This window comes from Streptacidiphilus anmyonensis, assembly GCF_000787855.1.
In the GTDB taxonomy this organism is placed as follows: domain Bacteria; phylum Actinomycetota; class Actinomycetes; order Streptomycetales; family Streptomycetaceae; genus Streptacidiphilus; species Streptacidiphilus anmyonensis.
The window spans coordinates 13,728-15,790 of record NZ_BBPQ01000091.1; the positions used below are offsets into that span (position 1 = coordinate 13,728).

Annotated in this window: 1 pseudogene; it reads right to left on the reverse strand. The window is 75.0% G+C overall.

The annotated features are described in order from the left end of the window. Positions 1 to 2 precede the first annotated feature (2 nt). Positions 3 to 2,063 (reverse strand): annotated as a pseudogene (locus TR50_RS47700) (glycine cleavage T C-terminal barrel domain-containing protein); the annotation flags it as partial.

Genomic DNA, 2,063 nt, shown 5'->3' on the forward strand with positions numbered 1-2,063 from the left:
CGTCAGCCGTCACGGCGGGCTCCCTTCGGGTCGAAGAGGACGGGTTCGGTGACGGTCGCCGCGACGGTGCGGCCGTCGGGAAGCGGCGCGAGCACCGTTTCGCCGATCCGGTCGCGGCCGCCGCGCACGAGCGCGAGGGCGAAGGTGCGTCCCAGGGCGGCGCTGTCGTAGCTGGAGGTGACGTGGCCGAGGGAGTCCGCGGGCACGGCTGCGGGGTCGGCGTCCGGGGCGACCAGCTGCGCGCCCTCGGGCAGCCGTTCGGCGCGGTCGACGGGGAGCAACCCGACGAGGTGCTTTCGGTCGGCGCGGGCGGTGTCGGCGCGGGCGAAGGAGCGTTTGCCGACGAAGTCCTTGTGCCGGGCGACGATCCACGCCATGCCGAGGTCCTGGGGGGTGACGGTGCCGTCGGTGTCCTGGCCGACGATGGGGTAGCCCTTCTCGGCGCGCAGCACGTGCATGGTCTCGGTGCCGTAGGGGGTGATCCCGGCGTGCGCGCCGTAGGCGAACACGGCCTCCCAGACGGCGAGGCCGTACCAGCCGGCGACGTTGATCTCGTAGGCCAGTTCGCCGGAGAAGGAGATGCGGCAGATCCGCGCCGGGACGCCGTTGGCGAGGTCGGTGTGGCGGACCGTCATGAAGGGGAAGGCGTCGTTCGAGACGTCCAGCTCGGGCGCCAGCGCGGCGAGGATCTCGCGGGAGCGCGGGCCGACGACGGCCACCGTGGTCCACTGCTCGGTGACGGAGGTGCAGCGAACCCGCAGTTCGGGCCACTCGGTCTGCAGCCACTCCTCCATCCAGTCCAGGACGGCGGCCGCGTTGCCGGTGGTGGTAGTGAGGTAGTAGTGGTCGGGGGCGAGCCGGACGGTGACGCCGTCGTCGAAGACCATGCCGTCGGCCCGGCACATGACGCCGTAGCGGGCGGAGCCGACCGGCAGTTTGGCGAAGCCGTTGGTGTAGAGGCGGTCGAGGAACACCGCGGCGTCGGGGCCGACCACGTCGATCTTGCCGAGGGTGGAGGCGTCCATCATGGCGACGCCCTCGCGGGCCGCCCGGCACTCGCGCAGCACGGCGGCGTCCATGTCCTCGCCGGGGCGCGGATAGTAGCGCGGGCGGTGCCACTGGCCGACGTTCTCGAACACCGCGCCGCGCCGGACGTGCCAGGGGTGGACGGCGGTGGTGCGCACCGGGTCGAACAGCGGCCCGCGCTCGCGTCCGGCGAGCAGCGCGAAGGAGACCGGGACGTAGGGGCCGCGGTAGGTGGTGGTGCCGACCTCGCCGGGCGAGCGCGCTCCGAGCAGCGTCGCGATGACGCCGATGGCGGCCACCCCGCAGGCCTTGCCCTGGTCGTGGGCGGTGCCGATGGTGGTGTACCGCTTGATGTGCTCCACGGAGCGCATGCCGGCGCGGATCGCGCGGTGGACGTCGGCGACGGTGGCGTCGCGCTGGGCGTCGACGAAGTGGTCGCGCCAGGTGGACGGGTCGCCGTCCTCGCCGGGGACGAGCCAGACGGGGCGCGGCGGCGCGGGGGGCTCGTCTCCCGTGGACGGCGGCGTCTCGGGGGCGGTGACGGGGAAACCGGCGGCGGTCGCCGCCTCGGCCCCGGCGGTGAACCCCTCGGTGAGGCAGCCCGCGAGGCTGTACTCGCCTCGGCCGGAGCCGGCGGTCCGGACGTGCTGGGCGGCCTGGTCGGGGACGAAGGCGGCGAGGGTGTCGTCGTAGCGGACGGTGCCGCGGGCCATGCTCCACAGGTGGACCGCCGGGCTCCAGCCGCCCGAGACGGCGAGCAGGTCGCAGGCCAGCTCGCGGACGGGGCCGGTCAGTTCAGGGGTGTCGGCAGTCCCGTCCGCGGGGCCGTTCGCGGGCCCGTCCGCGAGCCCGTCCGCGAGCCCGTCCGCGAGCCCGTCCGCGAGTGCGGAGACGCGCACGCCCGTGACCCGTTCCCCGCCCTCGGTGCCGACGACCACCGATCCGGCCAGGACCTCGATCCCGGCGGTCCGTGCCGCGCGGACGAGCGCGGCGGGCGGCTCGGGGCGGGTGTCCACCAGCGCGGGGACCTCCGCGCC